Here is a 25,709-nt window from a genome sequence, read left to right on the forward strand (position 1 = left end):
AACGGAAGGAGTGTTGGATGGCCGCCAGCACGGATGTCGAGTCGAACTCGCGGTTGATCAGGTTCACGCTGCGCGTGCTCGCTGGTGTGGAGCGGATCGGTAACCGGCTGCCGCACCCGTTCTGGCTGTTCGTGTTCATGGCGGGGGTCGTCGTCGCGCTCAGCGTGCTACTCGACGCGCTCGGCGCCTTCGCGGTGTCTCCAGTGGACGGTGAGCGGGTCGAGATCAGCAGCCTGATCAGCTCCGATGGCATCCATATGATGCTGGGTGACGCGGTGGAGAACTTCGCGAGCTTCCCGCCGCTCGCGCTGATCGTGGCGGTCATGATGGGGGTGGCGGTCGCCGAGCAGAGCGGGATGCTCGCGGCGCTGTTGCGCCGCACGGTCACCCGTGTCTCACCGAAGTACCTGACGTTCGCGCTGGCCTTCACCGGTGTTTCGGCCAGCGTGATCTCTGACGCCGCCTACGTGGTGCTGCTGCCGCTTGGCGCACTGGTGTTCAAGGCGGTCGGACGTAGCCCGATCCTCGGCCTGGCGGTCGCCTTCGGGTCGGTCTCTGCCGGCTACGACGCTTCGGTGTTTCCCACGCCGGGGGATGTCCTCTTCGCCGGGATCACCACCTCGGCCGCGCAGGTGATCGATCCGGACTACGTGGTCAACCCACTGGCCAACTACTTCTTCACCGCGGCATCGGCGGCGATCCTGGCTTTGATGATCACGCTGGTCGTGGAGCTGCTGCTCAGTAAACGTGCCGCCCATATGACGGTGGACGGCGATGCGAGCGACCAGGATCTCGGCGATATACGACTGTCCGCGGCGGAGCGCAAGGGCTTGCGCAACGCGGGGATCGCGCTGCTGGCTGCCGTCGCGGTGATCATCGGAGTGCTACTTCCGCCGGCATCACCGTTTCGCGGTGAAGACGGTGGCATCCTGGACTCCGCGATCATCTCCGGGATGGCGGTCGTGCTCGGTGGCCTGTTCCTACTGCTCGGCTTCGTCTATGGCCGCACAGTCGGCACGATCACCAAGGCAGGCGAGGTTCCCGCCGCGATGGCATCCGGGGTACGTGACCTGGCGCCGGTGATCGTGTTGTTCCTCGCCGCGAGCCAGTTCATCGCCTACTTCGGCTGGAGCAAGATGGGCGAAGTACTGGCGATTCGGGGCGCCGAGCTACTGGAATCCCTTGGCGTGCACTCGGTGCTGCTGTTCCTTGGCATGATTCTGGTGGCCACGGTGATGAACCTGTTCATCACCAGCGGGTCGGCACAGTGGACCTTGATCGCGCCCGTTTTCGTTCCGATGTTCCTGTTGCTGCAGGTACCGGCGGAGACAACGCTCGCGGTATTCCGGATCGCCGACTCGGCCACGAACCTGATCAGCCCGATGAGCCCGTACTTCGCGATGGCGCTTGGTTTCCTGCAGCGGTACCGCAAGCAGGCGGGTATCGGCACGTTGATGTCGTTGACCCTGCCGGTCTCGATCACCGTACTCGTCAGCTGGACGGCGATATTCCTTGCCTGGTGGGCACTCGGCATCCCACTCGGACCTGGCGCACCGGTTCGTTGAGCCGCGGAGGAGACTGCACGGTATGACTGCTGACACGATTCCGGAATGGACGGCGCACGCCCTGCCGGAAATGACCGATGACCTGCGGCGGCTTGTCGAGCTGGAAACACCAAGCTATGACAAGGGCCTTCTGGACACGGGCCTCGCGCGCATCCACGATTGGTTGACCGAGCGCCTTGGTGCGGCCGCGCAAGCACGTCGTTACCCCGGCGGCGAGTATGGCGACGCACTCGAGCTCAACTATCCCGGCGACGCACCGGGAACCGTGCTGGTGCTGTGTCACTACGACACCGTCTGGCCGGCTGGGACACTCGCCGACTGGCCGTTTCGGGTCAGCGAGGGGAAAGCAACCGGACCGGGTGCTTTCGATATGAAACTCGGCCTGGTGCAAGCGGTCTGGGCATTGCGTTGCCTGCGATCACTGGATATTCCCGCGCCGAGCGTGCGTTTCCTACTCAATGGTGACGAGGAGATCGGTAGCCCGTTCGCCCGTGAACATATCGAGCGGCTCAGCGAGGGCGTGCTCGCCACACTGGTATGCGAGGCATCCGTTGATGGCGCGTTGAAAACCGAACGCAAGGGCGTCGGACTGTTCGAGGTAGCCGTGCGGGGGCTGGAGTCGCATGCGGGGCTCGACCCGGACGCCGGCGTGAGCGCGATCCACGAGCTCGCCAGCATGGTGCCCGCGCTGGTTGGCATGACCGATCGGAGTAAGGGAACCACGGTGAACGTTGGCACCATCGAGGGTGGGACCGGACGCAACGTGGTCGCCAAGCATGCGCGCTGTGGTATCGACATCCGGATCTCCGATCCGGCCGAGATGCGCCGCATTGACGAAGTTCTCGCCGGGCTGCGACCGGTCAATCCGAGTGCTGAGGTCACCGTACGAGGTGGCTGGAACCGACCGCCGATGGTGCCGAATCCTGGGTCCGATTCGTTGCTCGCCATGGCACAGCGGATCGCCAAGGAGTACGGCTGGCAACTGGAACACGCGGCCGTCGGTGGCGCCAGCGACGGCAACTTTGTCGCCGCACTCGGGCGTCCGGTGTTGGACGGCCTCGGTGCCGTGGGCGCGGGCGCGCACGCCAGGCACGAGCATGTACGCACCGAACACATTCCGTCGCGTACCGCGTTGCTCGCCGGAATCCTGCGCGGGCTTGGCGAGCAGCCGACCTGACGGGTTTCCGGTACCAAGGTCGTTTGTCGTTTCTTCACTGTTCTCCAGTGATCAGGTGATTGTTCAGCTTTGTCCGGAAGGCTGGCTAACCGCCGGCCGTTGCGGCCGGGCACGGTCCCCGACTCATCGGAGAACAAACGTATGTTGAGGTCCGCATTACGCGAACGCAGTACCTTGCGCGCCGCGCTCGCGGTGTGCGCGGCGGCGGCGGTTGCCATGACCACCGCCGCGGTCAGCACGCCGACGGCGACCGCGGAACAGGAACCAGCAACCGACGACGCATACCGGGGCGAGGTTGAGGTTGTCCGCACCCCGGCAGGCCCCACCAAGGCGAACGTGCTGACCGGCAGGGTCTTCCAGGACGACAATCGGGACAGCGCCAGCGATGGCGAACGCGGTGTACCGGGTGTCGTGGTGTCGAACGGGCGGGACGTCGTCACCACCGACAGCGAGGGCCGGTACCGGTTGCCGGCATTCGACAATATGACGGTGTTCATCACGCAGCCGGCCGGTTACCAGGTCCCGATGGACGAGCACAATATCCCCCAGTTCCACTACAACCACCTGCCGAAGGGTTCGCCCGAACTGCGGTACGGCGGTATCGAGCCGACCGGGCCGTTGCCATCCGCCGTCAACTTCCCGCTGGTGGAAAGCGAGCAGACCGCGGGTGCCGAGCAGAGCTGCGTGATGGCCGGCGATCTGCAGACCTACGATCGCACCGAGGTGGAGTACGCGCGTAAGGGCGCGATCAACGACCTCGCGAACCGGAACGACTATCAGGGCTGCGGCACGCTTTTCGTCGGTGACGTGGTCGGCGATGACCTTTCGCTGTTCTCGGACGTGAAAGACCTCACCGCGATGACCAACGGACCCGCGCGGTTCCTGCCGGGCAACCACGATCTCGACTTCGATGCCACGAAGCCGGAGCACTCGTTCGACACCTTCCGGGCGGAGCTCGCGCCGTCGTACTACTCGTACGATGTCGGAAACGTGCATGTGGTCGCGCTGAACACGGTGCAGTATCCGTGTACCAAGGAAGACGACAACGCGCCTGGGCTCGGTTCGCAATGTGACGATCCCGAGGGCGACCCGAGCTACAACGGTCGGCTGGATGACAAGCAACTCGCCTGGTTGAAGCGGGATCTGGACAACGTCGACAGGGACAAGCTCGTGGTTGTGGCTAGCCACATTGGACTGTTGAACTACGCCGACGAGAGCAGCCCGGTGCACCAGGTCGACCAGGTGCGTGAGGTGCACGAACTGTTGAAGGGCCGCAAGGCGGTAGCGGTGTCCGGGCACAGCCACTCCATCGAGAACATGAAGACCGGGGACAGCTCGGCCGGCTGGCAGGAACTCTTCGGTATCGAGAAGCTGCCCTTCCCGCACATCACGGCCGGTGCGATCTCGGGTGACTGGTACTCCGGTGAAGTGACCGAGAACGGCTACCCGACCGCGATCGGCAGGGACGGCGGCCGGCCCGGACTGGTCACATTGGACGTGAACGGAAACTCCTTCCAGGAGCGTTACACGGTTACCGGCGGCGATGAGAATGTGCAGACGCAGCTTGGCGTGAACAGCCCCACCTACCGGGCGTGGTACAACGAGCGGCAGGAATGGAACGAGAGCCCGAGCGGCGATGCGCCCGAGCTGGACCAGCCACTGGTGGTGGATCGTGCTGACCTGGCCGACGAAACCTGGCTCACCACCAACTTCTGGATGGGAGCGACCGGATCGACGGTCGAGGTAAGCATCGATGGCGGCGAACCGAGGGAAGCGACCCGTACGCAGCAGATGCAGGGCGAAGCCCAGCGGGTGGGCGCCGAGTGGTCGGACCCGTATGCCGTTTCGCAGCAGTTGGTGCACGGCGGCAGTCTCGCCGACCGGGCCATGCACCTGTGGCGTTACCAGCTGCCGGCCGACCTCGAGGTCGGTGAGCACGAGGCGGAGGTGACCGCCACCGACTCGCATGGCCGTAGCTACACCGACACCTTGACCTTCGAGGTCGTCGAACAGCGCTAATGCACTGAACTGGCCGCGCCCCGTGACCGCAGGATCCCTCGGGATCGCGGTTACGGGGCGCGGTCTTTGGCTCTGGAAATATGTGTACAGTCGTTCTATTATTCTGGGGTGTCGGTTCTCTTGCTTGCCGCGGCGGTTGGCTGTGGGGTGAGTGGCACCCTGCTGGTCAAGCTGTCCGCGGGCTTTCGTCGGTGGTGGCCTTCGGTGGGTTCGCTCATCGCCTATGCGGGGGCGACGGTCCTGTTGGCGCGCCTGGTTGAGATGCTGCCGGTCGGTGTGGTTTACGCGGTGTGGACTGGGATCGCCGCGATCGTGCTGCTCGTGGTGGACCGGTTGTTCTTCGGCGAGCGGCTGGGTTGGCGGCATGGCGTAGGTGTTGGACTTGTCGTCGCCGGGATCACGCTGATCAACTTCGGGGGCGGGCTATGAGTAGTCCCCGGGTAACCGAGCGGTCCAGGAGGCGGGCGTGGTTGCTGCTCAGCTACACCGTCGTCGCTGAGGTCGCGGGCACCCTGCTGCTGAAGTTCTCGGATGGTCTCCGCCAGCTCTGGCCATCGGTTGGCGCGCTGGTGGCTTACCTGTCCGCGGTGGTGTTGCTGGCCAGGGTGCTCGTCGTGTTGCCAACCAGCGTCGCGTACACGGTCTGGACGGGGGCCGGCTCGGCGCTCGTGGTCATCTTGGCCGCGGTCTTTTTCGCGCAGCAGCTCACGATTCCGGCTTTGTTCGGGATCGCGCTGGTAACCTTCGGGGTCATCGTGTTGAACCGGAGAAGCAGCAGTCCACAGTGACCGAACGCAGGAAACGCGGGCCGGCCGATCCTGGGCGGCGGAGCCGCCTGGTACGTGCGGCGCTTGCCGTGCTGAGCAGGGATGGCTTCGACGGCCTCAGTTACCGCACGGTGGCAGCTGAAGCCGAGGTCCCGCTTGGCTCGGCCACGTACTACTTCCCACAGATCGATGATCTGATCGCGGCCGTCGTGGACCAGGCAGCCGAGGACAGTTTGCAAAGATTCAGCGGGTGGGACGAAGCCTTACCCGACACCGAGGCGCTGATCGAGCAACTGGCCGAGCTGATCGTCGAGCAGACCACCAGCGGGCGGGCGCGCAGCGTTATGGCCTACGAGCTGTACATGCTCGGCCTGCGCCGGCCGGAGTACCGCGCGCGGAGCACGGCCTGGGTCGGGCATCTGCGGAGTTCGCTACGCCAGCACATGGACGCCACGACAGCGGATGCGCTGACCGCCGCGGCCGACGGTCTCCAGCTGCAGTCCTTGCTCAGCCCTGAGCCGTTCACCAGGGAGCAGCTGATCGCCACCCTCCGCCGCGCCGCCGGTCGCTGAACCCCGCAACCGCGTTGTTGAGAGATCTTGCGGTTACTGTGCGTGTCCATTCGTATTGACGACGATCACTTCGATACCGCGATCCCGAAAGTCAGCCGTGCTCGCCGGATCGGCGTCGGCGTCTGTCACCAGCTTCCATCCCGGACCGAACGGCGCGTGCGCGTGAAACGGGCGTTGCCCTAGTTTCGCCGCATGCACCAGCACGTAAACCTGGTCGGCGCGGCTGGCCATGAGTTCCTTGAGCCTGGTCTGCTGCGAGTCCGCCTCGCAGATGCCGTGTTCGGCGGTTACCCCGTCCGCGCCGAGGAACACGCGATCGAAGGTCATCCGCTCCAGCGCCGCCTCGGTGAGTGGTCCGACGAAGCCTTGGCTGAGCTGCCGCAGGGTGCCGCCAAGGCATTCCACTCGTACCTCGGAGGCGTTGGCCAGCTCATGCAGGACGGTCAGCCCCGTCGTCACGACGCGCAGTTCGCGCCGGCCAGCCAGTTCACGCGCGACCGCGCCCGTGGTGGTGCCGGCGTCCAGCAGGACCGTCTCCCGCGCGCCGATCTGCGCTGCTGCCCATACGCCGATCGCGCGCTTCGCCGCGAAGGCTTCGGTGCTGCGTTGCCGCAGCGAGGCCTCCTGCTGTGCGTCAACAGCCATCGCGCCACCGTAGGTGCGCGCCAGTTGCCCGGTCGATTCGAGCTGGGCGAGGTCACGGCGGATCGTGGATGCGGTGACGCCGAACGCGCGGGACAGCTCCGTCACGCTGGTTAGCCCGGATGTATTGGCCAGCCGCAGGATGTCGGCGCGGCGGTCCCGCGCTGGACGGGGCATCGTCTCCTCCGGCTGGTCAGGCGTTAGTCGAAAGCTTGGCCGCTTGGCGGATGGCCTCGACCATGCTAGCCGCCGTGGCGCGCCCGGTACCCGCGATATCGAACGCCGTGCCGTGGTCAACTGAAGTACGGATGACCGGTAGGCCCACGGTGACGTTCACACCGGTTTCGATGCCAAGCATCTTTACCGGTCCATGGCCCTGGTCGTGGTACATCGCCACGATCAGGTCGTACTCGCCCCGGTTAGCCAGGTAGAACGCGGTGTCGGCAGGTAGTGGCCCCCGCGCGTCAATCCCGTCGGCGCACAGCTTCCGCACCGCCGGCACGATCTTCTCGTCCTCCTCGCCGTAGCCGAACAAGCCGTTCTCCCCCGCGTGCGGGTTGATCCCGCAGACGCCGATCCGTGGTCGCGCGATACCCGAATCCCGGATGGTCTGTTCACCACGGCGCACCGTGCGCTCGACGAGACCGGGCTCGATCATGGCGACCGCGTCTAACAGTCCAATGTGGGTTGTCACGTGGATGACATTGACCGTTGGCGTGGACAGCATCATCGACACCTCTTCGGTGCCGGTGAGATGTGCAAGCAGCTCGGTGTGCCCAGGAAAGGTGTGCCCTGCCGCATGCAACGCTTCCTTGTTCAGCGGTGCGGTGCAGATCCCGTGCACTCTTCCACTGCTGGCGAGTTCGCTGGCTGTGCGCACGTACTGGTACGCGGCCTCGCCTGCGACCGTGGAAACCGCTCCCCACGGTAGATCCGCCGGCAGCAGGTCCAGATCCAGCACATTGATCCGGTCCGGCAGGAATGTGGCGTCTTCAACCGAAGCTATGGGTTCGATCTTCGGGTGCACGCCGAGAATTTCCGCCGCCTGCCGCAGCCGGACGGCGTCGCCGACCACGATCGGCCGGCACCGCGACGTCGTCGCCTCATCGGCAAGCGCGCCGATGATGACTTCGGGGCCAATGCCCGCGCCATCGCCCATTGTCAGGGCGATCAGGGGGGTGGGCGTGCTGCTCACTATGTCAACCTTCCGTCTGCTTCGGTGTGGGCCTCAGGTGCGCGACGATCTGGACCAGGCTGTTGGCGTCGCCGAAACTGCCGGGGCGAGTGATCACGGAGGTGCCGTCCGGTGCCCGGCTGTGTACTGCCCCGTGGTGGACCTGGGTGATGGGTGTGAGACTGCGGATCGTCAGGCTGTCCAACACCTGGCGGGCCGTCTCGCCGCCGGTCAGCACGAGATCCACCGGTTGGCTGGCGCTGCGAACGGCCGTGGCGACCGTCGTGGCAAGCCCGCGTACCAGCGCGTTCGCCGTCGACGGATCGATCGGACCGGGCGCGTCAATCGTCAGCACCGTCGGGCCGGCTAGCAGTGCCGCGCGGATCCGGTCGGCGTCGTGCGTCCTGGACTCCCCGGTGATGAGGGTCGTCGCGGCGCAGGCGATCGGTTGCACTCCGGTAGCGACAAGCGCGCGTACTTGCTTGGCCGCGCCCGGATCGGCGGTACCGACCACGATGAGCAGCTGATGATTGGGACTCGCCAGGTGTTCGCCGGCCCGACTGGATCGGCGCAGCGCGCGGCCGAGCGCGGCCGCGAGGCCACCCGAGCCGATCAGCCGTACCTCGGATAGCTCTCGTGCTGCTCGTGCGATCAGGTCCAGATCGGTATCGGTCACACCGTCGCAGACCGCGATCCTGCCGGATCCGGTGAGTTCGGCGAGTACTCCGGTCAGCCCGGCCGACCGGATCGTTTCCAGTTGCACTCCGGTCACCGGCAACTCGTCAAGTACCCCGGTGATCGTCGCTGGCGGTGCGCTTGCTTCGGCACGCCAGGAATCCGTCTGGTGCAGCGGCACACCATGGACGAGGGGGACGCCAGTACGAACGGTGCGTCCGGCAACTGGCAGCGTTGGCGCCAGGATGGTGGGCCGGTCGCGAGCTGCGTCCACGATAGCCGCGATGTTTCCACGCAGGAGCGAATCGATCTTGAGGAATACCGCGGCGTAGCGGCCGGCCTCAGCTGCTAACACGCGACTGGTCCGGTTGGCGGCTTCGGTACTCGACAGGTGGCGTGAGTTCAGATCTACCACTCGCACGCTGTGCGCGCTGTGCGCAGTGTCGTATCCGGACCGCCAGTCGAGGTCAATCCGTGCGCTGTCCGAGCTGTCCGCTGCCGGCAGCAGAGCGGCAGCTGTTTCCGCCGCACCAGAAAGATCATCGGCAAGCGCGAAGATCCCGGTAGGACACTGGGTGCGCACACACGATCCTTTCTGGAAACCACTGACTGCGCGAATCACGCTATAGCTATTGCGCGAAACGCGCAATAGTGCCAGGGTGGCTGTCGAACGTGCGCTGGGTCGGCCGCTGGAGCTCCCTCGTGTCGCAGCCCCTGTGCCGAAGTCCCGGCGTTCACGTCAGCGTCGCTGCCCCGTGTCGAAGGAGTCACCATGGCCAATCTCGCGGAACACGAGCTACCCGGAGTGGGCAATCGCCTTTCGCCCCTCGTGCTCGGCACGATGACCTTCGGTGACACGGTTTCGGCCGAAGGCGCGGCCCAGATGCTCGATACCGCGCTGGATGCCGGGATCACCGCGGTGGACACCGCGAACGGTTATGCCGGGGGTGCCGCGGAGGAGATGCTTGGTTCGCTGCTCCCCAGCCGCCGCGACCGCATGGTGCTCGCGAGCAAGGCAGGCATTCCGCATCCAGACGCGGGCGAGCACGCGCCGCTTTCCGCGCCAGGCTTACGGGCCAGCGTGACTGGCAGCCTGCGGCGTCTCGGCGTGGACCGGATCGATCTGTTCTATCTGCACCAGCCGGATCGAACGACACCGCTTGCGGAGACGCTTGGGACGATTGCCGAGCTGGTAACCGAAGGAAAGATCGGCGCGCTCGGGGTGTCCAACTTCGCCGCATGGCAGATCGCGGATATCAACAGGATCGCCGGGGAAACCGGTGCGCCTCGCCCGGTCGTGGCACAACAGCTGCACAATCTGCTCGCACGCCGAATCGAGGACGAGTACAGCGAGTTCGCGACGACTACCGGCCTGTTGACCATGGTCTACAACCCGCTTGCCGGCGGGTTGCTTACCGGTCGGCACAGCTATCAGCGCACACCGGAGTCGGGCCGGTTCGCCGATTCCAGGGTGGCCGAGATGTATCGCAAGCGGTACTGGGACGAGCGGTTGTTCGCGGCGGTGGATGAGCTCACCGAGATCGCAGCTGGTGCGGGAATTCCACTGGCGGAGCTGTCGCTTCGCTGGCTGCTCAGTCGCAAGTCGACGAGCGCGATCCTGCTTGGCGGTTCGCGAATCGAGCAGCTGTCGACGAACATCGCCGCCCTCGCCGCCGGGCCACTGCCGGTCGATGTGGTGACGGCCTGCGATGCGGTTGGCGATTCTTTGCGGGGGCCGATGCCCGCGTACAACCGCTGAACAACATCGAGGCGAAGGAGTCACCGTGGCCAGCGCCGAGTTCGCAAGGAAACTGCGTGATCGAGAAAAGCTCGTCGGCTATTGGGTGGTACTGGATGCGCCGATCGCCACCGAGCGCATCGCGCGGGTCGGCTACGACTACGTCGCGGTGGATGTTCAGCACGGTCTGCTCGGCTACTCCGGGATGTTGGGCGCGATGCTGGCCATCGACGCGGGGGGAACCTCGGCGGGCCTCGTCCGGGTGGAAGCGAACGAGGCTAGCGCGATTGGCCGGGCGCTGGACGCCGGTGCCACGGGTGTGATCGTGCCGTTGATCGACACCGCCACGGACGCGGCAGCAGCGGTATCCGCGACGCGCTATCCACCTATGGGACGCCGCTCGTACGGTCCAATGCGTTCCGGTCTGCGGATCGGTCCCCGGCCAGCCGAGGCTGACGACCAGACCGTGGTGATCGCGATGATCGAGACGCCACAGGGCCTGGCGAACGTGCGCGAGATCTGCGCGACCGAAGGGCTCGATGGTGTCTACGTTGGACCATCTGACCTGTGCCTGGCGATCGGCGGCGCGTATCCGGGGGACCCGGCGGTCGCCGAGCGCTTCGAGGAAGCGGTGCGTACCGTCCGTGAAGCGGCGGACGAAGCGGGAATCGCCGCCGGTATTCACAATCCGAGCGGTGAGCTCGCCGCTCGCCGGCTGGCCGAGGGCTACACGTTCGCCACGGTCGCCTCGGACCTCGTGCATCTGGAGCAAACCGCGACGGCGCACCTGAAGGACGCTACGTCGTGAACGGTATCGCCGCCGATGGAGTGCTTCGTGCCGCACCAGGGGACCCTCAGCGCCAGGAGGCCTTCCTCGCCGCGCCGACGGATCAGGCACATGCGGCGAACCTGATGTCGCTACCCGGCGGCGATCTCGGCTGTGTCTGGTTCGGCGGTACCCAGGAGGGGCTATCGGATATCAACGTCTGGTTCGCTCGGCTCGGTTCGGCGGGTGCCTGGTCCAAGCCGGTGGCCTTGTCGGCCGATCCAGCGCGCTCTGAACAGAATCCGATCTTGTTCCGCACACCAGCGGGCGAGCTGTGGTTGCTGTACACCGCGCAACACGCGGGTAACCAGGACACCGCGCAAGTGCGGCTACGGGTATCCATCGATAACGGGTACAGCTGGGATGCGCCGCGCACTCTGGTGCCTGCCGCTGATACCGGTGGCGTCTTCGTCCGGCAGCCGCCGGTAGTGCTGGGTACCGGTCGCTGGGTGTTGCCGGTGTTTCGCTGTGTACGCCCGAGTTCCGGTAGCTGGCGCGGCGACCACGACACCAGCGCGGTACTCGTCTCCGATGACCGGGGTAGCACCTGGCAGCACCACGAAGTACCGAGCAGCACCGGGTGCGTGCATATGAACATCCTGGCGCTCGCCGACAGCACCCTGCTCGCACTGTTCCGGCGCCGTCAGGCCGACTCCATCCATGCGAGCTGGTCCGCGGACGGCGTGCGATGGAGCGAGCCGAGACCGACCGAGTTGCCGAACAACAACTCGTCGATCCAGGCGACAGTGCTTCGGGACGGCAGGCTGGCGCTCGTCTACAACGCCAGCAGCGCGCGAGACGCCACGGCGCGGCGGACGTCCCTTTACGACGAGATAAGCGACGAAGGACTGGTCGATCGTTCGGAGGCTGTCGAGCAGCCGCCGGGAACCGCCTTCTGGGGTGCGCCACGCGCACCAATCACGCTCGCGCTGTCCGCGGACCATGGGCAGAGTTGGTATCCCCGTCGCAACCTCGAGACCGGGGACGGGTACTGCCTCACGAACAACTCGCGAGATGGATTGAACCGCGAGCTTTCCTACCCTTCGATCACGCAGGGCGCGGACGGCGCGCTGCATATCGCCTACACCTACTTCCGGCGCGCCATCAAGTACGTCCGCGTTCTCCCGGATTGGGCTGGCTGGTAATCATCGCCATCGCATTGGAGCTGGCATGCATAACACACCAGAGGAAAAGGGCGCACCGGTAGTTGGTTCCGGGGCGTCCAGTGGCCCACCGAACAACCTGGCCGGATACATCAAGAGCATGGGGCCGGGAATCGTCGTCGTGATGTCCTGGCTGGGCACCGGTGACTTCATCAGCGCTTCGGTATCTGGTTCGACCTTCGGCTACGCGCTGCTTTGGACGTTGCTGATCGCGGTCTTCTCCCGATACTTCATTGTCTCCGCGATGTCGAAGTACCAGCTCTGCAACGCGGTCGGCGACGAGACGATCCTGGACGGATACGGGCGGGTTTGGAAAGGCTTCCCGATGTATCTCGGGATCACCACCTGTGTCCTTGGGTTCGTCTACGTCTCGTTCCTGCTGCTGGCCGCGGGAACCGCGCTGGATCAGCTGTTCCGCAACGTCATTTCCCTGGGTGGCTGGGGGATCCCGTTCTGGGCAGTGGTCACTATCGTGGCGGCATTCTGGCTTGCCTCGCGCCGAAGAGGTCACTTTCGCGGACTGGAGATCGTCGCGCAGATCACCATGGCGGTGTTGGTGCTCTGCTTCCTCACCGCGCTCATCGGTACTGGGCTGGACTTCAGCAAACTACTCGGCGGGCTCGCTTTTGACCTGCCTCCTGGTGAGGCCGGCTACATCACCGCGATCAGCACCGCGGTCGGGCTGATTGGCGCGGTTGGTGGTTCCGCGGCGAACCTGCTCTACCCGTACCTGATGCACGAGAAGGGCTGGCGCGGGAAGGAGTATCGCAAACTTCAGCGTGCCGATCTGCAGTTCGGCACGCTGGTGATGTTCGGGCTGGTGCTCGCGGTATGGGTCGTAGCGGCGGAAACGCTACACGGTTCGGGTCAGGGTGTGGACTCGGAAGCTGGCCTTGCCCGCATGATGGAGGAAGCCATCGGGCCGGCGGGACCGCCTATCATGTGGTGCGCGATCTTCTTCACTGTCTTCAACAACATCGTGACTCAGCCGCGCGTGTTCGTGCGGATGTTCGTGGAATCGATCTACAAGTCACGTCCGGAGCGTGCGGAACGGATCAGGGCGAGGCGGGGTGTCAGCGGACTGTCCGAAAAGGAGACATTCTCCTATGATCCGATTTTCTGGACGATCCTGACCGTGATCATGACGGTGCCGATCATCTTCTCGATGCCGGGAATGCCAGGCATTGTGGTGGTAACCCTACTTGGCAACTCGTTCAACGTGCTGACCGTGCCTGCGATCATCGTCGGCCTGATCGTCATGACCAGCAGGAAGGATCTGATGTCCACCGGGTATGTCAACAAGTGGTGGGAAACCGCGATTCTCGGTCTGATCGGGGCAGTCGGGCTGTGGGCGACCTATGAGCTCGTCGGCAGCATCTTCACAGCACTTTTCTAGAAGCCCGTCCAGCGCATTTCGAGGAGCCGAATGACCCGCATGCTGATCAGCACGCCGACCTTTGGGCGTTATGCGATCGAACCATGGCGCCTGTTGGCGGATGCTGGCATCGAAACGGAACAGCCGAGCACCGAGGCCGCGCTGCCGAGGGCTGAGCTATTGACGAGAGTGGGTACCGCGGACGCGCTTATCGTCGGGTTGGACGACATCGATCGGACCGTGTTCGAAGCAGCCGCGCCGCGGCTCAAGGTGGTCGCGAAGCATGGGGTTGGCTACGACAACATCGATCTCGACGCGGCGACCGAACACGATGTGCGTGTTGTCTATGCACCGGGAAGCAATTCCCGTGCGGTAGCAGAACTCACCTTTGGTCTGTTGCTCGATGTCGCGCGGGGTATTTCGGCGAGTGATGGGGCGATCAGGGAAGGCGGCTGGCCCAAGACGTTCGGTTTCGAACTGGCCGGGCGACGACTCGGCATCATCGGGTTTGGTCGGATAGGACGGTTGGTTGCCGAGCTCGGAATGGCCTTCGGGATGGACGTCTGTGCGTACGATCCGATCGTACCGGGGCACGAGTTTGGTCAGGTCCGCGGCGTGAGTCTGGATGACGCGACCCTTGACGTGGATGTGGTTAGCCTGCATCTGCCAGCGACAGCCGGGCAACCGGCGGTCCTTGACCGCGATCGGCTCGCCGCCATGCGTCGCGGAGCGATCGTGCTCAACACCGCTCGCGGCGGCCTGGTTGACGAGGCGGCCGTCGCCGATCTGGTGCACAGCGGGCACTTGGCTGGCGCCGGACTCGATGCTTTCGCTGTTGAACCGCTTGCCGAAAGCTCGCTGCGCGCCGCTCCGAACGTGGTGCTTACCCCGCATATTGGTGCGTGCAGCCAGGAAGCCAATCGAGTGATGGGCGTCGCGGTTGTCGAAGACGTGCTCCGGGTGCTGCGCCGCGAAGCACCACGGAACCCGGCCAACTGAACCGACTACTCCTCGGAGGTCCACATGAAGATCGACCGCATCCGGCTGGACAGAGCCAAGTTCGATATGGTCGATTTCACCAAGCATCCGACCGGGTTCTCGTTGGTTTACCAACCGGGGAGTCGAAAGCCCACGAGCGCCTACGCGATCCGCATCTACACCGATGACGGACTCGTCGGTGGTTACGTGGGCGGTAACTCGATCGCGGCGGCACAACTGCGGATGTTCGGGGACTACCTGATCGGGAAGAACCCGTTGCAGCGCGAGTTGATCTACAACGATGTCAAGCGTCAGCTGCGGAAGTTCGACAAGATGGGCATGGGGTTCGTCGATATCGCACTGTGGGACCTCGCTGGCCAGGCGCACGGTGCCGCGATCAGCACGTTACTCGGTGGTTGGCGTACCAGGCTTCCCGCTTACGCGTCGACTGCGGCAGGGGACCGCAATGGTGGCTTGGACAGTCCTGCCGCGTACGCGGACTTCGCCGTGGCTTGCCAGGAACTCGGCTACCGGGCATACAAACTGCACGTGTGGGACGAGTACGAGGTCTCCGAAGTGGTCGCTACCATTCGCCGTGTCCGCGAGGCGGTAGGCCCGGATATGGACCTGATGCTCGACCCTGGCTGCAAGCTGGAAACCTTCGCACATGCTGTCCAAGTAGGACGAGCTTGCGATGAGGCGAACTTCCTCTGGTTGGAAGATCCTTACAAGGACACCGGTATATCGGTATTCGGGCATCGCAGGCTGCGCGAGTTGATCCGGACGCCACTGCTACAAACCGAACACGTACGTGGCTTGGAACAGCACGTGGATTTCGCGATCGGCGGCGGAACCGACTTACTGCGAGCGGACGCGGAGTACGACGGCGGGATTACCGGTGCGGTAAAGATCGCGCACGCGGCCGAGGGCATGGGATTGGACGTGGAGCTACACACGCCCGGGCCCGCCCAGCGCCAGCTGATGGCCGCATTGCGGAACACCAACTATTACGAGATGTCTTTCGTACACCCGAAATCGGCGGAGATCGGCCGTAGTCAGCTGGTGTACGCGGATGACTACCGGGACGGGCTGACCGCCATCGACGCGGACGGTTGCGTCCCGGTCCCGACCGGGCATGGTCTCGGCGTGCGCTATGCCTGGGATGTCATCGAGGCGCACACCGTGGAGACGGTCGAGTTTCGCTGACCCGATCATCGAGCCAGCTTGTTTTGCGACCCAATGGAGCGTCATTATGGCTGAAGCCCCGTCCCGACCGGCTGAGCCGCTGGGCGAAGACCACTACGCGCTGCGTGCCGAGGATGTCCGGGAGCCACCCAGCACGTTTCGTGGCCGGCTGCGGTACCTAGGTCCGGGCATGATCCTCTCGGCGGCGGTAGTCGGCTCGGGGGAGCTGATCCTTACCACCTCACTCGGTGCACGAGCCGGCTTCGTGCTGCTGTGGTTGATTATCGTCGCAACCTCGGTCAAGGTCTGGGTACAGCTCGAGCTGGGCCGGCTCACCGTGCTGTATGGCCGGCCGGCGCTCGAGGCGTTCGCCGACGTGCGACCGCGTACGCGGCGCGGTAGTTGGATCAATTTCCTGTGGATCGGCATGGACTTCGCCAAGATGTTCCAGCGCGGCGGGATCATCGGCGGCACGGCCGCCGCCTGCTCGGTGCTGTGGCCGATCGTCGGCGCACCGTTGAGTTGGGAGTCGACCGCCGCGTGGACGTTGGTCATCGTCGCGGTGACGATCGCACTGCTGCAAAGCAGCAAGTACTCCATTGTGGAAAAGATCTCGGTCGGCGCCGTCGCGGTGTTCACGATGGTGACACTGGCCCTGGCGCTCGCCTTGCCACTCACCGAGTTCGGCTGGGGCGCCGCGGATATCGGTAGCGGTATGCAGTTCGCTGTGCCGGCAGGCGCGCTCGGGCTTGCCGTCGCCGTGTTCGGGTCGACCGGTGTCGGCGCGGACGAGATGACCACCTATACCTACTGGTGCATGGAGAAGGGCTATGCGCGCTGGACAGGTCCGCCAGACGGCACCAAGGAGCGGGACCGGCGGGCTGCGGGATGGCTGAAGGTAATGCGTCTCGACGTAGGCGTTTCCTGGCTGGTGTGCACGATCTGCACGCTGTCGTTCTACGTGATCGGTGCCGCCGTCCTGCATGTGCAGTCGTTGGTTCCCGAAGGCAACGACATGATCGCCACGCTGTCCAGAATGTACACCGATACGCTCGGCCCATGGGCTGAGGTAGTGTTCCTGGTCGGTGCGATCGCGGTGCTGTTCTCGACCAATATCGGATCTACTGCCAGTGTCCCTCGATTGTGGACGAATACGCTCGGCGTTCTCGGGGTGCTGAATTGGCGTGACGTCGCGACGCGCCGCCGGATGATTCGTATTCTCACCTGGTGCTTTCCGCCGTTGTGGGCATCGTTCTTCCTGTTTGTACAGTCGCCGGTATTGATGGTGCAGATCGGTGGCATTGGCTCGGGTATCTTCCTGGTGGCTGTGGTGATCGGCGTGTGGTACCTGCGCGGGCAGGAACCGGACAAGCGGTTTCGCCCCAACTGGTTGATCACCGGTGCGCTGGTGCTGAGCAGCATCGCGATCATCGCGCTCGGTAGCTACTCGGCCTTGGAGGTTTTCGGTGTGACGGTCGACTAGGCCCGCGCGTGTGATCGCGTTCCTTGAGGTCAGCGAGGTGGGCTGTAGCGCTCGGCGAGTTCGGTGCCGATACGGGCGAGTTCGCTGCGCACCGATTCCGGTTCGAGCACGTCGATCGCGGCGCCCCAGCCGGCCAGTTGCTCGGCGACGGCCACCGGCAGATGCGCGGATATCCGTACGCGCAGCCGGTCATCGGACAACTCTTCGTCCACTTCGAGATACCGGCCGAACTGGGTGCGGAGCACGTCGAGCCGGTTGGCGGGAACCAGTACGACCGCGGTAACCGAGGACCGCCGTTGCTCCACCTCATCGACGACCGCTCGCCAGGCTTGGTTGAGCTCGAAATCGGCCGGCCGGTGCGCGGGCTGCTCGGTGCACCGCGCCTCGCTGATCCGATCCACCCGAAAGGTGCGCTGGCCTCGCTCCGTACCGGCGATCAGATACCAGACGTTGTCCTTGTCCACCAAGCCCCATGGATCGATGAGCCGCGTGCCGGTACGTCCGGTGTAGCTGATCTCAACCTGACGGCGGCGTACCACCGCGTCCTGCAACAGTTCGACGAACGCCGGCCTGTCCGGTGTGGACTCGCCCCAGCGGGCTGGGTCGAACACCACCGCGCTCGCGGCTGCGCTCGCCTCGGAACGAAACGGTTGGGGCAGGGCACCTGCCAGCTTGCGTAATGCTGAGCGTAGTTCCGGCGCCACCGTCGACGAGGGGCCGACGAGCAGGAACAACGCCGTTGCTTCGGATGCCGTCAGACCGCTCAGGTCCGTCCGCGCGCCGCCGACGAGCGACCAGCCACCGCCTCGGCCCGGCTGAGGATAGACCGGTACGCCGGCTGTGGACAGCGCCGCGAGATCCCTGCGTGCGGTGGCAACCGAGATCTCCAGCTCGGCGGCCAGCTCGGCTGCGGTTACCCGGCCCTTGGTCTGCATCAGCAGCAGGGTGGCAACCAGACGGTCAGCGCGCATATCGCGAGTTTGCCAAACAAAGTGCTCATGAGATGCACACTTTTGTGCCTAGGTTCGGTTACATCAGCCAAACCAGTGAAGGGAACTCCGTCATGTTGCGCGGACTCACTACCACCAACTTCTTCGCCGATGACATGGCCGCCGCCGCGAAGTGGTACGCCGAGCTGTTCGGTGTGCAGCCCTACTTCGTGCGACCGGAAACCGGTCCGCCCGCCTATATCGAGTTCCGGATCGGGGACTACCAGCACGAGTTCGGCCTGCTTTCCCGGGCATGGGCACCACATCCGGCTACCGATCAGCCGGCTGGGGCGATCGTCTACTGGCATGTGGACGATGTCGCGACCACCTACGAGAAAGTGCTGGCGATGGGCGCGCGGGAGCACGACGCGCCGACCACCAGAGAGGCCGGATTCATCACCGCATCGGTCACCGACCCGTTCGGCAATATCCTCGGGCTGATGTACAACCCGCACTACCTGGAGATCCTCGAGTCGATGCGGGCGCAGCCCCGCCCTGAACCGCAGGATCCCTAAACATCGCGGCTCGGTGGGCGGGAGGGGCGGGTCAACCCCAGCCGGCCTGGATCTGGGTCTGGAACCTCCACTGCCCTGCGACCCTGATCAGCACATCGGCGTAGTGCATCGGCACGGTCTGCCCAGCTGCGGTCATCGTGCCATCGGAAACGACCAGCACGATGTTCTCGCTCAGGAAGATCGGTGTGCGGGTCACCCGCATATCCAGGTCCGCGGGCGCGCTACCCAGTTGTGCACGCATCACTTGTAGATAGTCTGCCCGGTCTGTCTGGTTGGCGCTGCCCGTGCCGTCCGCGCTGTCGGTCACCTCGTTCAGTGGAAAAACCGCAAGCTCGGCCATCCGCTCGACATCGGCAGTCGGGACCAGCGCGTCGTACTGGGCGAACCACTCCGCGATCTCCTGCCGAGTCGTGTCGCGCACCGCGACCCCGAGGGGGGTCGAACCAAGATCCGACATCCAACACCCTTTCCATCGGTTTACTCCGTACAGCATACCAAGTTTTTTATCCGCATACTGGTGGCGAAACCGGGAGGCAGTCATGGTGGGTGATTACGGGCGCAAGCTCGAGTTCGGCGTATTCGCCACGCCGGATGCCGAGCAGGTCGAGCGGCTACTGCGGGTGGCTACGGTGGCCGACGAGCGCGGCCTGGACCTGCTCGGCGTCCAGGACCATCCGTATCAGCGGCGATACCTGGATGCCTGGTCGCTGCTGGCCACCATCGCGGCGCGCACCGCACGAGTCCGGGTGTTTCCGGATGTGGCCAGCCTGCCGCTACGCCAGCCGGCGGTACTGGCCAAGGCGGCTGCCAGCCTGGATCTGCTTTCCGGCGGGCGAGTGGAGCTCGCCATCGGGGCCGGTGCTTTCTGGGACGCGATCGAAGCAATGGGCGGTCCGCGGCGGACACCGCGCGAAGCCGCGCAAGCGCTGACCGAGGCAATCGCGGTGATCCGAGCGATGTGGTCGGAGGAACGCTCGGTTCGGGTGGCTGGCACGCATTACGCGCTCTCCGGGGTACGTCCTGGGCCGGTGCCGGCGCATCCGATCGGCCTATGGCTTGGTGTGCTCGGGCCTCGCCTGCTTGCCGAGCTTGGTCGCTCAGCGGATGGTTGGGTGCCGTCGTCGAGCTACGTGCCGCCCGAACGCCTTGCCGATATGCACGCGCGAATCGATGAAGCTGCGCTCGCCGCTGGCCGGGAGCCGGCGCGAATCAAGCGGATCTACAACATCTTCGGCAGTATCACCGCGCAGTCGCACGGATTCCTGCAAGGGCCAACGCGGCAATGGGTGGACCAGCTGACCGAGCTCGTCCTGGAGTACGGAATGGACACGTTCATCTTCGGCACCGAGGGCGATGACCTGAACCAGATCACCACGTTCGCCGAGGAAATCGCACCGGCCGTCCGGGAAGCCGTCGCGGACGAACGCGCCGATTAACCAGTTCCGCGCACCATCCTGGCGATCAGCGCGGTGAGCTGATCCCGGTCATTGGCAGGGATGTCGCCGGCCAGTTTTTCCAGCCGGTCGATGGTGTCCCGGTGTGTGTCATTGCCCAGCCGCTCACCTTCGTCGGTCAGCGACACTCGCCAGACGCGCCGGTCCTGCGCGCACCGCTGCCTGCGGACCAGGCCCCTGCGCTCTACCCGGTCCACCAGTCCGGTCAGGCTGGACTTCTCCAGATGCAGCAGGCGGCTCAGCGTGGCCATCGGCACCGGCCCGTTCACCAGCATGCAGAGCAGCTGGGTCTGCTGGCTGGTGAGGTCGTACTCCCTGCTGATCTCACCGAAAACGTGCTGTACCACGCCGGCCAGCCGGACGAGGCCGACGGCGAGCCCGAACTCCGGTTCGGCGGTGCCTGCCTCGGTTGGCACGGCTTCGGTGTGCGTCATGCGATACCTCCGCCACAAGTCTACTTGACGATAGTTCGCACTAAGAACTACATTAGTTCGTACTACGTATGATTCGTGATACGAACTAGGAGGCTTGATGAGTCCGAACGTGGTTGTCGTCGGCGGTGGATACGCGGGTACTGCGATCGCCAAGAACCTTGACGAGGTTGCCGATGTGGTGCTCGTCGAACCGCGAGACGCCTTCCTGTACAACGTCGGGGCGCTGCGCGGTCTTGTCAATCCAGAGTGGACTGATCGGATCTTCCTGCCCTACACGAAACTTCTTGATCGGGGAAGGGTGATTCAGGATCGCGCCGTTCGGGTGGCGGGCACGACCGTCACGCTCGGCTCCGGCGAACAACTCAGCGCGGACTATCTCGTGCTGGCAACCGGCTCGGACTACCCGTTCCCCGCCAAATCCGATGTCGTCAATAGCGCCACGGCAAAGGCCAAGCTGCACGCCACGCGGGAGACGTTGGCCGATGCGCGAAACGTGTTGCTCCTCGGTGCTGGGCCAGTCGGGCTCGAACTGGCCGGCGAGATCAATGCGCGATGGCCGGACAAGTCCATTGTGCTGGTGGACCAGGCGCCCGAGATTCTGCGCGGTGACTATCCTGCCGAGTTGCGCGCGGAGCTGGTCAGCCAACTCGAAGCGCGCGGAATCCGGTTGGTGCTTGGCAGTGCACTACGCGAGCAGCCGCCGGCCGAGCCAGGGGAGGCCAAGACCTTCACCGCGGTGACCGACTCGGGCGAAGAGATCATTGCCGATATCTGGTTTCGCTGCCATGGCGTAGTGCCGAACAGTGCGTATCTGGCTGGCGAGCTGGCCGCTGTCCGGCAGGCCAACGGGCATCTGCGGGTTACCCCGGAACTGCGCGTGTCCGGACAGGAGCGGGTATTCGCCGTTGGCGACCTGACCGCGGTCCAGGAGCCCAAGCTGGCCAAAGCGGCGGGGGAGCATGCGCGGCTCGTCGCCGCGAACATCCGCACGCTGCTGGCTGGTGGAACCGAACTTGACATCTATCAGCCTGGTGGGGCCAGTATCGCGCTGCCCCTTGGCCCAGCGGGTGGTGCCGCGTACACCCCGGAGGTCGGGGTGCTCGGCGCCGAGCAGACGGCGGAAATCAAGGGCGCGCATCTCGGGGTGGACGACGTTCGGATCACGTTCGGGCTCGGTTAACCGACCTTCTTGCCGGGCCCGGATTGCTACGCTCACGCGGTGTCGGTGATGCTCAGCAGCTGGTGTTCGATATCCGGCGCCGGTCGGATTCCGGACCCGTTTTCGGGTAAAGATCACCGATGCCAACTTTGATCGGCGAGTGGTACTAGGCGCCGTGATCGAACTTGATAACTAGCGCGGTCGGTCCGGCGTAGACTCGGCGCCCGTGAGTACGGAAGGGACTGAATCGCCATTTACCCAGTCAACCGGTAGTGCGCGGCACGCGGTACTAGCGGAACTGGCCGCGGCTGGGCCGGTGCATCGGGTTCGGCTGTTCACTGGCGTGGATGTCTGGCTGATCACCGGTCAGACCGAAGTTCGCGAAGCACTCGCGCATCCGGATATCCGACGTTCGCCCGAGCAGATCCCGCACCGGGAGGCGACGCCACCCGAGCTGGCTGCTGCGATGCACCAACATATTCTGTCCAGTAATCCGCCGGATCACACCAGGATGCGCAAGCTGGTCGCCGCCGCGTTCAGCAGGGGCGGGGTAGCGAAGCTGACCTCGCGGATCGGCGCCCTTGCCGCTGAACTGCTCGACGAGCTTGCCGAGGCTGGCGCCGATGGATCCACAGTGGACCTGGTTGCCGGGTTCGGTTACCCGTTGCCGATCACGGTGATTGCCGAGCTATTGGGAGTGCCGCCGGAGCGCCGGGCGGATTTCCGGCGCTGGTCGGTGATCGTGACCAGTGGACCTGCCTACCCTGCCGAGGTCTATCTGGGCGCCGCGCGGGAACTGCTCGACTTCCTCCGGGAACTGGTGGCGGACAAGCGAGCCGCGCCGAGCACGGATCTGCTGTCCGATCTCATCGCGGTACGCGACGGGCAAGCCGCGTTGACCGAGGACGAGCTCACCTCGATGGCCTTCCTGCTCCTTTCCGCGGGGCACGAGACCACGGTGAACCTGATCGCGAACGGGGTGTATGCGCTGCTGACCCATCCGGATCAGCTTGCGTTGTTGCGGGCCGAATCCGAGCGACTGCCGGATGCGGTGGAGGAGTTGCTGCGTTTTGATTCCCCGGTACAGGTAACGCTGCCTTCGGTCACCGCGGCGCCGGTACGGATTGGCGCGGTCACCATTCCGGCCGGCGAGGTAGTGGTTCCCGCGCTGCTCGCGGCCAACCGCGACCCGAATCGATACGACTTGCCCGAGCGGCTGGACATCGCCGCGGCGCACGGCTCGCATGTGGCCTTCGGGCACGGTATTCACCATTGCCTTGGCGCTCCGCTCGCGCGTGCCGAGGGCCGGGTCGCGATCGGCGCGTTGCTGGAACGCTTTCCTCGGTTGCGGTTGGCCGACCCTGCCGCGGAACCGGAGCGGGTGCCGAGTCTGCTGCTGAACGGCATGCGCGAGCTAATGGTCCGGGTGGACTGACCCCTGCGCCGTAGCGTGCAGGTACTTCAGCGCCGCGAGTACTCGCCGGTTGTCTACTTCGGTCGGTGGGATATCCAGTTTGCCGAAGATACTGTTGATGTGCTTGGCAACCGCACTGGGACTGAGTACGAGCGTTGCCGCGATACTCGCGTTGGATCGGCCGCTCGCGAGTAACACCAGTACTTCGTGCTCGCGTGGCGTCAGTCGGTCCAGTGGCACCAGGTCCGGGGATGCGATGGTGCTTTCCGGCATCGGCTCAGTCCTTTCCGGAATTCAGCGCGGGTACCGCGTAGAGGGCGGCGTGTACCGGCTGGGCATTCGGGTCCGGTGTCTGGCTGATGGCCTGGTACCGCTCGAGTACCGCGTGCAGTTCGGTGCGCAGTTCACGGAGCTGTTCTGGGGTCAACCGCAACGGATTACTGGACATCGTCGCAACATTGCGCCAGGTGTTCGGCAGTTGGTGTCGCTGCACGATAAAGGTTTCGATGACCTGCCTGTCCCTGGCCAGCATGGTGCTCGCAAAGGCGTCCTGCGCGTGGGTCATCGCCGGTTCCTCGTCAGGGCGGTGGTGATAGTTGATGTCGCGCTCCGCCACTCGCCACGGTCGAGCCCGTCCGCTGCCGGCGCCGGTTTCCTCAATGATCCCGTGTTTGCCGAGGAGCCCGAGGTGATATGAGCACACTTTGGGCGTGAGGTCGAGGAGTTCCGCGGCTCGCGTCGCGGTGAGCGGGCCCTCGCGCTGGAGCAGGTAGAGCAGGTCCAAGCGCACCGGATGGGCAAGCGCGCGCAACGCTCGAGGATCCGCACCCACTCCTTCGGAACGATTCTTCTCGGAAGACATGTTCCGATAGTGCGCCGCTCGTCCCAGCCCGTCAAGGTGCACTTATCTCCACTGGTATTCGGTAATTCCGTGGCGGCATCAAGCGTGGGGTGCCATGGTCGCCGGATGGTTGATTACCAGTTCATCGATCCGCAACTGGCCGCGTTGTACGACGTGACCTACCCATGGGCGCCGGATTTCGACTTCTACCTGCCGATGGTGCATGCCGCTCGCGCGGTACTCGATGTTGGCTGTGGCACTGGAACCCTGCTGCATGCCGCTCGGGCGGCAGGGCATACCGGGCGGCTGTGCGGGCTGGACCCCGCCGAGGGCATGCTCGCCCGCGCGCGCCGCCGTACCGATATCGAGTGGGTGCACGGTGATCTCACCGATGCCCACTGGGTGCGCGAGTTCGACCTGGTAGTGATGAGCGGGCACGCGTTTCAAGTGTGGTGTACCGACGAGGAACTGCACACCGCACTTACCGCGATCCGCCGTGCGCTGACCGAGCACGGCCGGTTCGCTTTCGAAACCCGCAATCCGCTCGTTCGAGCATGGACCCGGTGGACGCCGGAGAATGCGGTCGAGGTGCGCGCCGAAACGGGCGAGCTGGTCCGGCAGGAACAACAGGTCGAGTGGGTGCGCGGCGATCTCGTGCGGTTCAGCACGACCTACCGGAGTCCCGTGTGGACGAACCCGAAGATCAGCACCAGTACGCTGCGATTCCTGTCCGCGGAAGCGTTGCCCGCACACCTTGCCAAAGCCGGGCTACGGATTGCGGAACAGTATGGCGACTGGTCGGGCGGGCCGTATACGGACACCAGCCCGGAAATCATCACCATCGCTCGACCAAGCTGAAAGGTGGGTCCGAGATATAGGGGCGCGCCCAGGCCGGGACGAGACCTGGGCGCGCCGCGGCAAGGAGGCTATGCCTTCCAGATAATCGGATTCTCCCGGTAGTCATCCTGATTAAAGGCGGCGCCTCCTAGGTCTGCGCCTTCCTGCCCGCCGTCGACGGTGCAGGTTTCGAAGCTGTCGCCAACATTGCCGAACTCGCGCGGCGCGGTGCTACGTTCGCAGCCGTCCACGCTGATGCCCGCCGAGACCCTGGTGCTCCCGCCGTCCGCGGTTACCCCGCGCAGCGTGGGCGGGCTGAGGTTGCCGAGATCGCTGCCGTCGACGTTCTCCACGGTGTAGCGGATCTGGTAGGGAATGATCTTGTCCAGGTTACTTCCGCTGGCCTGTTCCTGGAACTCGTCCCTGTCCATCTCCTCGATCGAGGTCACCGTGATCCCGATGATGTCGTCCCGATGCTCGATAATCGCGCGGTCACCAACGGAAAGCTCGCTACCTGGCTCGGTCAGGCTGGTGTCGCCGTCAGCCGGTGCGCCCTGGGCGTCGTCATCCTCGGCGCCCGCATCCGAATCGATTTCTTCTTGCTCGGTGGTCTCCGTCGCGGTTCCCGCAGCCGCTTCGCCGCTGGTCTCGTCGCTGCATGCCGAAACGGCGAGTACCGCAGCTCCCACGGCGGCCACGAACGCCAGTTTTGTGCGCTTAATGATCT

26 protein-coding genes and 1 pseudogene are annotated in these 25,709 nt (G+C 64.9%); 18 read left to right on the plus strand and 9 right to left on the minus strand.

The window, feature by feature from the left end; all coding sequences use genetic code 11:
• Positions 1–17 precede the first annotated feature (17 nt).
• The 6 genes from EV191_RS23015 to EV191_RS23040 all read left to right on the plus strand — a co-directional run bounded on the left by EV191_RS23015 (position 18) and on the right by EV191_RS23040 (position 6,100).
• Positions 18–1,565: an AbgT family transporter gene (locus tag EV191_RS23015; RefSeq protein ID WP_132879315.1), complete on the plus strand. Its 1,548-nt coding sequence runs from the start codon at positions 18–20 to the stop codon at positions 1,563–1,565.
• A gap of 22 nt (positions 1,566–1,587) precedes the next feature.
• Complete coding sequence (locus tag EV191_RS23020) at positions 1,588–2,742, plus strand: M20 family metallopeptidase (RefSeq protein WP_132879316.1); 1,155 nt, start codon at positions 1,588–1,590, stop codon at positions 2,740–2,742.
• Between the two features lie 141 nt (positions 2,743–2,883).
• On the plus strand, positions 2,884–4,761 hold the full coding sequence (locus EV191_RS23025; protein ID WP_207894626.1) for a calcineurin-like phosphoesterase C-terminal domain-containing protein: 1,878 nt from the start codon (positions 2,884–2,886) through the stop codon (positions 4,759–4,761).
• Positions 4,762–4,869: 108 nt separating this feature from the next.
• Complete coding sequence (locus EV191_RS23030) at positions 4,870–5,190, plus strand: DMT family transporter (RefSeq protein WP_165913064.1); 321 nt, start codon at positions 4,870–4,872, stop codon at positions 5,188–5,190.
• Positions 5,187–5,549 carry a DMT family transporter gene (locus EV191_RS23035; RefSeq protein ID WP_132879320.1) on the plus strand — a complete coding sequence of 121 codons (363 nt, stop codon included), beginning with the start codon at positions 5,187–5,189 and terminating at the stop codon, positions 5,547–5,549. Before EV191_RS23030 ends, EV191_RS23035 begins: the two co-directional genes overlap by 4 nt.
• Positions 5,546–6,100, plus strand: coding sequence for a TetR/AcrR family transcriptional regulator (locus EV191_RS23040; RefSeq protein ID WP_165913065.1), 555 nt, complete (start codon positions 5,546–5,548; stop codon positions 6,098–6,100). The genes EV191_RS23035 and EV191_RS23040 overlap by 4 nt, the downstream gene beginning before the upstream one ends.
• Positions 6,101–6,133: 33 nt before the next feature.
• Here EV191_RS23040 and EV191_RS23045 read toward each other — a convergent pair whose 3' ends face one another.
• The 3 genes from EV191_RS23045 to EV191_RS23055 are packed head-to-tail and all read right to left on the minus strand — an operon-like array spanning position 6,134 to position 9,174.
• Positions 6,134–6,919: a DeoR/GlpR family DNA-binding transcription regulator gene (locus EV191_RS23045; protein WP_132879323.1), complete on the minus strand. Its 786-nt coding sequence runs from the start codon at positions 6,917–6,919 to the stop codon at positions 6,134–6,136.
• Positions 6,920–6,935: 16 nt separating this feature from the next.
• On the minus strand, positions 6,936–7,937 hold the full coding sequence (gene pdxA, locus EV191_RS23050; protein WP_243659164.1) for a 4-hydroxythreonine-4-phosphate dehydrogenase PdxA: 1,002 nt from the start codon (positions 7,935–7,937) through the stop codon (positions 6,936–6,938).
• 4 nt (positions 7,938–7,941) lie between these two features.
• The gene (locus EV191_RS23055; RefSeq protein ID WP_165913066.1) at positions 7,942–9,174 is read right to left on the minus strand and encodes a four-carbon acid sugar kinase family protein; all 1,233 of its coding nucleotides are present in this window, start codon (positions 9,172–9,174) and stop codon (positions 7,942–7,944) included.
• Between the two features lie 189 nt (positions 9,175–9,363).
• On the opposite strand from EV191_RS23055, the gene EV191_RS23060 reads away from it, so the two are divergent.
• The 7 genes from EV191_RS23060 to EV191_RS23090 are packed head-to-tail and all read left to right on the plus strand — an operon-like array spanning position 9,364 to position 17,339.
• Positions 9,364–10,350 (plus strand): aldo/keto reductase, encoded by a 987-nt coding sequence (locus EV191_RS23060; RefSeq protein WP_132879327.1) that lies wholly within the window; start codon positions 9,364–9,366, stop codon positions 10,348–10,350.
• A 25-nt stretch (positions 10,351–10,375) separates the two neighbouring features.
• On the plus strand, positions 10,376–11,137 hold the full coding sequence (locus tag EV191_RS23065; RefSeq protein ID WP_132879329.1) for an HpcH/HpaI aldolase family protein: 762 nt from the start codon (positions 10,376–10,378) through the stop codon (positions 11,135–11,137).
• Positions 11,134–12,300 (plus strand): sialidase family protein, encoded by a 1,167-nt coding sequence (locus EV191_RS23070; protein WP_207894627.1) that lies wholly within the window; start codon positions 11,134–11,136, stop codon positions 12,298–12,300. The genes EV191_RS23065 and EV191_RS23070 overlap by 4 nt, the downstream gene beginning before the upstream one ends.
• Before the next feature lie 25 nt (positions 12,301–12,325).
• The gene (locus EV191_RS23075; RefSeq protein WP_243659165.1) at positions 12,326–13,714 is read left to right on the plus strand and encodes an Nramp family divalent metal transporter; all 1,389 of its coding nucleotides are present in this window, start codon (positions 12,326–12,328) and stop codon (positions 13,712–13,714) included.
• 30 nt (positions 13,715–13,744) lie between these two features.
• Positions 13,745–14,692 (plus strand): phosphoglycerate dehydrogenase, encoded by a 948-nt coding sequence (locus tag EV191_RS23080; protein ID WP_132879330.1) that lies wholly within the window; start codon positions 13,745–13,747, stop codon positions 14,690–14,692.
• Positions 14,693–14,716: 24 nt separating this feature from the next.
• On the plus strand, positions 14,717–15,877 hold the full coding sequence (locus EV191_RS23085) for an enolase C-terminal domain-like protein (RefSeq protein WP_132879332.1): 1,161 nt from the start codon (positions 14,717–14,719) through the stop codon (positions 15,875–15,877).
• 46 nt (positions 15,878–15,923) lie between these two features.
• On the plus strand, positions 15,924–17,339 hold the full coding sequence (locus EV191_RS23090; RefSeq protein ID WP_132879333.1) for an Nramp family divalent metal transporter: 1,416 nt from the start codon (positions 15,924–15,926) through the stop codon (positions 17,337–17,339).
• A gap of 29 nt (positions 17,340–17,368) precedes the next feature.
• On the opposite strand, the gene EV191_RS23095 is transcribed toward EV191_RS23090, so the two are convergent.
• Positions 17,369–18,310, minus strand: a complete 942-nt coding sequence (locus tag EV191_RS23095) for a helix-turn-helix transcriptional regulator (protein ID WP_132879335.1) — start codon at positions 18,308–18,310, stop codon at positions 17,369–17,371.
• A gap of 92 nt (positions 18,311–18,402) precedes the next feature.
• On the opposite strand from EV191_RS23095, the gene EV191_RS23100 reads away from it, so the two are divergent.
• Positions 18,403–18,843 (plus strand): VOC family protein, encoded by a 441-nt coding sequence (locus tag EV191_RS23100; protein ID WP_132879336.1) that lies wholly within the window; start codon positions 18,403–18,405, stop codon positions 18,841–18,843.
• 31 nt (positions 18,844–18,874) lie between these two features.
• On the opposite strand, the gene EV191_RS23105 is transcribed toward EV191_RS23100, so the two are convergent.
• Positions 18,875–19,300 (minus strand): nuclear transport factor 2 family protein, encoded by a 426-nt coding sequence (locus EV191_RS23105; protein WP_132879338.1) that lies wholly within the window; start codon positions 19,298–19,300, stop codon positions 18,875–18,877.
• 82 nt (positions 19,301–19,382) lie between these two features.
• Here EV191_RS23105 and EV191_RS23110 point away from each other — a divergent pair, with 82 nt between their 5' ends.
• On the plus strand, positions 19,383–20,279 hold the full coding sequence (locus tag EV191_RS23110; RefSeq protein ID WP_243659166.1) for an LLM class flavin-dependent oxidoreductase: 897 nt from the start codon (positions 19,383–19,385) through the stop codon (positions 20,277–20,279).
• Here the strand turns inward: EV191_RS23110 and EV191_RS23115 are convergent.
• Positions 20,276–20,731 carry a MarR family winged helix-turn-helix transcriptional regulator gene (locus tag EV191_RS23115; RefSeq protein ID WP_132879340.1) on the minus strand — a complete coding sequence of 152 codons (456 nt, stop codon included), beginning with the start codon at positions 20,729–20,731 and terminating at the stop codon, positions 20,276–20,278. The genes EV191_RS23110 and EV191_RS23115 overlap by 4 nt on opposite strands.
• 97 nt (positions 20,732–20,828) lie before the next feature.
• Between EV191_RS23115 and EV191_RS23120 the strand changes: the two genes are divergently transcribed.
• Positions 20,829–21,911 (plus strand): NAD(P)/FAD-dependent oxidoreductase, encoded by a 1,083-nt coding sequence (locus tag EV191_RS23120; RefSeq protein ID WP_132879341.1) that lies wholly within the window; start codon positions 20,829–20,831, stop codon positions 21,909–21,911.
• A gap of 205 nt (positions 21,912–22,116) precedes the next feature.
• Entirely contained in the window at positions 22,117–23,325 is a 1,209-nt protein-coding gene (locus EV191_RS23125; RefSeq protein WP_132879343.1) for a cytochrome P450 family protein, read from the plus strand.
• Here EV191_RS23125 and EV191_RS23130 read toward each other — a convergent pair.
• A pseudogene (locus EV191_RS23130) lies at positions 23,305–23,538 on the minus strand (response regulator transcription factor); the annotation flags it as partial. The gene EV191_RS23125 and the pseudogene EV191_RS23130 sit on opposite strands and share 21 nt — an antisense overlap.
• A 43-nt stretch (positions 23,539–23,581) precedes the next feature.
• Complete coding sequence (locus tag EV191_RS23135; RefSeq protein WP_132879346.1) at positions 23,582–24,166, minus strand: ArsR/SmtB family transcription factor; 585 nt, start codon at positions 24,164–24,166, stop codon at positions 23,582–23,584.
• A gap of 105 nt (positions 24,167–24,271) precedes the next feature.
• On the opposite strand from EV191_RS23135, the gene EV191_RS23140 reads away from it, so the two are divergent.
• Positions 24,272–25,003 carry a class I SAM-dependent methyltransferase gene (locus EV191_RS23140; RefSeq protein ID WP_132879348.1) on the plus strand — a complete coding sequence of 244 codons (732 nt, stop codon included), beginning with the start codon at positions 24,272–24,274 and terminating at the stop codon, positions 25,001–25,003.
• A gap of 68 nt (positions 25,004–25,071) precedes the next feature.
• On the opposite strand, the gene EV191_RS23145 is transcribed toward EV191_RS23140, so the two are convergent.
• A complete protein-coding gene (locus tag EV191_RS23145; RefSeq protein ID WP_132879350.1) occupies positions 25,072–25,680 on the minus strand; it encodes a hypothetical protein in 609 nt (202 codons plus the stop codon).
• Between the last annotated feature and the right edge of the window lie 29 nt (positions 25,681–25,709).

The organism is Tamaricihabitans halophyticus (assembly GCF_004340875.1).
GTDB lineage: Bacteria > Actinomycetota > Actinomycetes > Mycobacteriales > Pseudonocardiaceae > Tamaricihabitans > Tamaricihabitans halophyticus.

Coding starts and splice junctions, on each gene's coding strand:
- EV191_RS23015 (WP_132879315.1), top strand. CDS start 18: ATGGCCGCCAGCACGGATGTCGAGTCGAACTCGCGGTTGATCAGGTTC.
- EV191_RS23020 (WP_132879316.1), top strand. CDS start 1,588: ATGACTGCTGACACGATTCCGGAATGGACGGCGCACGCCCTGCCGGAA.
- EV191_RS23025 (WP_207894626.1), top strand. CDS start 2,884: ATGTTGAGGTCCGCATTACGCGAACGCAGTACCTTGCGCGCCGCGCTC.
- EV191_RS23035 (WP_132879320.1), top strand. CDS start 5,187: ATGAGTAGTCCCCGGGTAACCGAGCGGTCCAGGAGGCGGGCGTGGTTG.
- EV191_RS23045 (WP_132879323.1), bottom strand. CDS start 6,919: ATGCCCCGTCCAGCGCGGGACCGCCGCGCCGACATCCTGCGGCTGGCC.
- EV191_RS23060 (WP_132879327.1), top strand. CDS start 9,364: ATGGCCAATCTCGCGGAACACGAGCTACCCGGAGTGGGCAATCGCCTT.
- EV191_RS23075 (WP_243659165.1), top strand. CDS start 12,326: ATGCATAACACACCAGAGGAAAAGGGCGCACCGGTAGTTGGTTCCGGG.
- EV191_RS23080 (WP_132879330.1), top strand. CDS start 13,745: ATGACCCGCATGCTGATCAGCACGCCGACCTTTGGGCGTTATGCGATC.
- EV191_RS23085 (WP_132879332.1), top strand. CDS start 14,717: ATGAAGATCGACCGCATCCGGCTGGACAGAGCCAAGTTCGATATGGTC.
- EV191_RS23090 (WP_132879333.1), top strand. CDS start 15,924: ATGGCTGAAGCCCCGTCCCGACCGGCTGAGCCGCTGGGCGAAGACCAC.
- EV191_RS23095 (WP_132879335.1), bottom strand. CDS start 18,310: ATGCGCGCTGACCGTCTGGTTGCCACCCTGCTGCTGATGCAGACCAAG.
- EV191_RS23100 (WP_132879336.1), top strand. CDS start 18,403: ATGTTGCGCGGACTCACTACCACCAACTTCTTCGCCGATGACATGGCC.
- EV191_RS23105 (WP_132879338.1), bottom strand. CDS start 19,300: ATGTCGGATCTTGGTTCGACCCCCCTCGGGGTCGCGGTGCGCGACACG.
- EV191_RS23110 (WP_243659166.1), top strand. CDS start 19,383: ATGGTGGGTGATTACGGGCGCAAGCTCGAGTTCGGCGTATTCGCCACG.
- EV191_RS23115 (WP_132879340.1), bottom strand. CDS start 20,731: ATGACGCACACCGAAGCCGTGCCAACCGAGGCAGGCACCGCCGAACCG.
- EV191_RS23120 (WP_132879341.1), top strand. CDS start 20,829: ATGAGTCCGAACGTGGTTGTCGTCGGCGGTGGATACGCGGGTACTGCG.
- EV191_RS23135 (WP_132879346.1), bottom strand. CDS start 24,166: ATGTCTTCCGAGAAGAATCGTTCCGAAGGAGTGGGTGCGGATCCTCGA.
- EV191_RS23140 (WP_132879348.1), top strand. CDS start 24,272: ATGGTTGATTACCAGTTCATCGATCCGCAACTGGCCGCGTTGTACGAC.